We start from the raw sequence: 3,833 nt of genomic DNA, 5'->3' as shown, positions 1-3,833 counted from the left end.
CGCATGGACTTCGTACCCCAGGACCTGCTCTCCAAGGCCGTCCTGCGCGCCATCGAACTCGGCGACGAACAGGGCGAGTTCTGGGTGACCTACGGCGAGGAGGCGATGGACGTCGAGACGTGCCTGCGGGTCCTGGTCAAACACGCGGCCGGGCGCGGGCGGACGCTGCGCCCGCCGCCGGTCGCCGACGCCGACGGACTCGACCCGGAGGCCATCGCGCGGACGGCGCCGATGACCCGCTCCTACCTCTCCGTGCTGCGTGACGTCAGCGAGGTCACCCGGTGCAGCGGCGGCGTCCTGCCGACCTCCATGCCGGAACTGCGCGAGCGCTACGGAGTGCCCCACGTCGACGACACGGCCGCCTACCTGGCCAGCCTCGACTACGCCGCCGAACACCTCGGCTGACCCGGGCGGCCACGATCCCACCAACGGAAAGGACAACTGGCGTGAACGACGCCTGGAACGCCCCCGATCTGAGCGGCAGGGTGGCCGTGGTCACCGGAGCGAGCCGCGGCGTGGGCCGTGGCATCGCGCTCGCGCTCGGCGCGGCGGGCGCGACCGTGTACGTGACGGGACGCAGCACCCGTACCGGCGCGCGCACCGAGGACCTGCCCGGCACCGTCGAGGACACCGCCGAGGAGATCACCGGGCGCGGCGGCCGGGGCGTCGCGGTGCGCTGCGACCACGCGGCGACGGCGGACAACGCGGCGCTCACCGAACGGATCACGGCCGCAGAGGACCGGCTCGACCTGCTGGTCAACAACGCCTGGGGCGGCTACGAACGCTCCGCCGAGGTCCGCTTCGACGCGCCCTTCTGGGACCAGCCGATGTGGCGCTACGACCTCTTCGAGGCCTCCCTGCGCGGCCAGTACGACGTGACGCGCAGGCTCGCCCCGCTGCTGACCCGGCGGCGCGGCGGCCTCGTGGTGGGCATCAGCTTCTCGGACGGCGACATCTACCTCGGGCAGGTGGGCTACGACGTCTTCAAGTCGGCGTCGGACCGGATGTGCCGGGGCTTCGCCGCCGATCTGCGCAAGCGCGGCGTCGCGGCGGTCTCCCTGCACCCGGGGTTCGTGCGGACCGAGCGGGTCGAGGCGGCGTGGGACGCGATGGGCAGCGGCCCGGCGTCGGTGGTGCACTCCCCGGAGTACGTGGGCCGGGCCGTCGCCGCGCTGCTCGCCGACCCGCACGTCATGGCACGCACGGGGACCGTGCTCAGCACCGGTGACCTGGCGGCCGAGTACGGCTTCGACGACGTGGACGGGCGGCGGCCCCCGGCGTTCCGCCTGGAGGGCCGGATGAGCCTGGCGACCCGGATGCACCGCCTGAACAAGGCGGTCGGAGCGGCGGGCGGCGCTCGGCGGAGCGGCGGACCGGCGTGACGTCACGGAAGCAGCAGAGGGGCGATCCGCACCGCGAGGCGGGCACCGTCCGCGTCCGCCGAAGCGGCCTTGCCCGACACGGCGACGGCGGCCTGGTACCCCTCGGGCGCGGGCACGTCGACGACACGCCATCCCACGGGACCCGGCGGCGCCCAGGCGGGCGCCAGCTCCGCCGGGAGGCCCACGTGGTGACGGCCGACCCCGCCGGGCAGTCCCGTACCGATGCCCTTGAGGTAGGCCTCCTTGCGCACCCAGCAGCCGAGCGCGGCCCGCTCGCGCAGGGCGGGGGAGAGGGTGGCGACGGCGCGGCGCTCCTCGGGGTGCAGCCTTCGGACCGCACCGCCCAGGCCGTCGGGCAGCAGGCGGGCCGACTCGACGTCCGCGCCGACCGGCGAGCGGGCGACCGCGACGACCGCGGCGTCTCCCGCGTGCGAGAGCGAGAAGTGCGGCCGGAGGCGGCCGGCGATCGCCGGCCGCCCGTGCGGCTCCTCACAGTCCGGCATCCCGCAGGGTTCGCGCACGAACTCCACGTCCCCGGGGGCCAGTCCCAGATATCCGCCGAGCAGGACGCGCAGGGCGACATGCGAGACGAGGTAGCGCGTGCGCGCCGCGGAATCCTGAAATCCGTCCGCGCGTGCGGTCTCCCCGATGTCGAGTATTCCCGTGCGGCCCGCTGCTTTCCCGGCGATACGGGGAATCCACAGGGTCCAGACATGGACCTCGCGGGGACCGGGAGGAGCTGTCCTCACCCGTGCTCGGGGCTTTCCGCGCCCGGATGTCCCGGGTGGAGGGCATCGGCCCACTGGATGGAAAGGACCGTCGCCTCCAGCCTGCTCCGCAGCCCCAATTTCCTCGTGATGCTCGTCAGATGTGCCTTTACGGTGCGCTCGGCAATGCCGAGCCGACGGGCCAGTGCCCGGTTCCCCTCACCGTTCGGCAGCACGCTGAGCACCTCGCGCTCGCGTGGCGTCAGGCCCGACAGCGCTGAACGCGCCACCTGCGCCACGCCCGAGCCGCCCCTTGTGAACCTCGTTCCCCCTTTGACGTCCGTGCCGATCGGATGGTGCTCCCCGTTCATGTGCTCTCCCATTCCCCCTTGCCGCCGAGAGGGATCCCGGCGCGCAATGGGCGCACTGTACCTAGGCGGGGGATGGATGTCAGCCGCGAATGGATGGCCCCTATATCGATTTCTCCGTCACCCGCCGAGATGCGTGAGCGGTTTCACTTTGCATTTTTCCCCGAAACGTCAGCACCGCCGAAGTCCGGTGTCCTGACCCAAACTTCCGGCTTCGTAAAGCGGCGTAATTCAGATGCTGGACCCGGAAATGGAGCTGCCGCCTCCGACCGCATTCGACGAGGTGACCACATGTCGTCCCATTACTCCCCGCAGGCCGGTCCCGGCGCGGGATCACGCATCGCGGCCGTCGCGGGCGTCCGCCCCGAACGGCTGGTCGGCAACGACGAGCTCGCCGACTCCCTCGGCGTCTCCGCCGAGTGGATCGAACGGCGCGTCGGCATCCGCGAGCGGCGCTTCGCGGGCCCCGGCGAGCCGCTGACCGGCATGGGGGCCACCGCCGCCGCCAAGGCGCTCTCGGCCGCGGGCCTCGCCCCCGCCGACATCGACCTCGTCGTCCTCGCCACCTGCTCCATGCCCTCACCGATGCCGAACGGCGCCGCGTCCGTCGCCGCCCTGCTCGGCATCCCCACGGCCGCCGCCTTCGACGTCAACGCCGCGTGCGCGGGCTTCTGTTACGGCCTCGGCGTCGCCGACGGCCTGGTCAGGTCGGGCACCAGCCGCCGCGCCCTGGTGATCGGCGCCGAGCGGATGACCGACTGGGTCGACCCGGCCGACGTCGACACCGCCACCGTCTTCGCCGACGGGGCGGGCGCCGCGGTCGTCGTCCGCGATCACCGCACGCGCATCCACCCCGTGGTGTGGGGCGGTGACGGCGAAAAGGCGTCCCTGGTCACCATCCCCGACCGGCACAGCAGGGTGACGATGAGCGGTCAGGCCGTCTACCGCTGGGTCACCACGGAACTCGTACACGTCGCGCGAGAGGCCTGCGAACGGGCCGGACTCGTACCGGCGGAGCTCAGGGGCTTCGTCACCCACCAGGCGAACCTGCGGATGATCGAGCGCCTCGCGAGGAGCCTCGGCGCGACGAACGCGGCCGTCGCCCGCGATGTCGTCCTCACGGGCAACACCTCGGCGGCCTCCGTGCCGCTCGCCCTGTCCCGCCTCATCGACCTGGGCGAGGTAGGCACCGGCGACCCCGTACTCCTGATGGGCTTCGGCGCCGGGCTCAGTTACGCCGCGCAGGTGGTGACCTGCCCCTGAGCCCACCGTCGCCGTCCGGCCACCGGGCACCGGGCACCGCGTCGCGGTCCCGGCCTTGTCGCAGATCCGAGCCATGTCGAAGTGAGGATGTCCATGGGTGCTGTAGGGAGTGC

Annotated in this window: 4 protein-coding genes and 1 pseudogene; 3 read left to right on the top strand and 2 right to left on the bottom strand. The window is 72.8% G+C overall.

All coding sequences use genetic code 11. The features are described from left to right. Both AB8Z36_RS32075 and AB8Z36_RS32070 read left to right on the top strand, forming a co-directional pair. Window positions 1-405 (top strand): annotated as a pseudogene (locus tag AB8Z36_RS32075) (SDR family oxidoreductase); the annotation flags it as partial. 41 nt (window positions 406-446) lie between these two features. Beyond that, on the top strand, window positions 447-1,382 hold the full coding sequence (locus AB8Z36_RS32070; RefSeq protein WP_369216899.1) for an SDR family NAD(P)-dependent oxidoreductase: 936 nt from the start codon (window positions 447-449) through the stop codon (window positions 1,380-1,382). Between the two features lie 2 nt (window positions 1,383-1,384). Here AB8Z36_RS32070 and AB8Z36_RS32065 read toward each other — a convergent pair whose 3' ends face one another. Further along, entirely contained in the window at window positions 1,385-2,131 is a 747-nt protein-coding gene (locus AB8Z36_RS32065; RefSeq protein WP_369216898.1) for a 4'-phosphopantetheinyl transferase family protein, read from the bottom strand. Beyond that, window positions 2,128-2,460, bottom strand: a complete 333-nt coding sequence (locus tag AB8Z36_RS32060; protein WP_369216897.1) for a helix-turn-helix domain-containing protein — start codon at window positions 2,458-2,460, stop codon at window positions 2,128-2,130. Before AB8Z36_RS32060 ends, AB8Z36_RS32065 begins: the two co-directional genes overlap by 4 nt. Before the next feature lie 288 nt (window positions 2,461-2,748). Between AB8Z36_RS32060 and AB8Z36_RS32055 the strand changes: the two genes are divergently transcribed. Beyond that, window positions 2,749-3,720, top strand: a complete 972-nt coding sequence (locus AB8Z36_RS32055) for a beta-ketoacyl-ACP synthase 3 (protein WP_369216896.1) — start codon at window positions 2,749-2,751, stop codon at window positions 3,718-3,720. Window positions 3,721-3,833: the final 113 nt, after the last annotated feature.

The sequence above is a fragment of the Streptomyces flavofungini genome (assembly GCF_041028215.1).
Lineage (GTDB): Bacteria > Actinomycetota > Actinomycetes > Streptomycetales > Streptomycetaceae > Streptomyces > Streptomyces flavofungini_B.
Note: the sequence above shows the minus strand (reverse complement) of the source record. Positions and strands in the feature narration are given on the sequence as shown.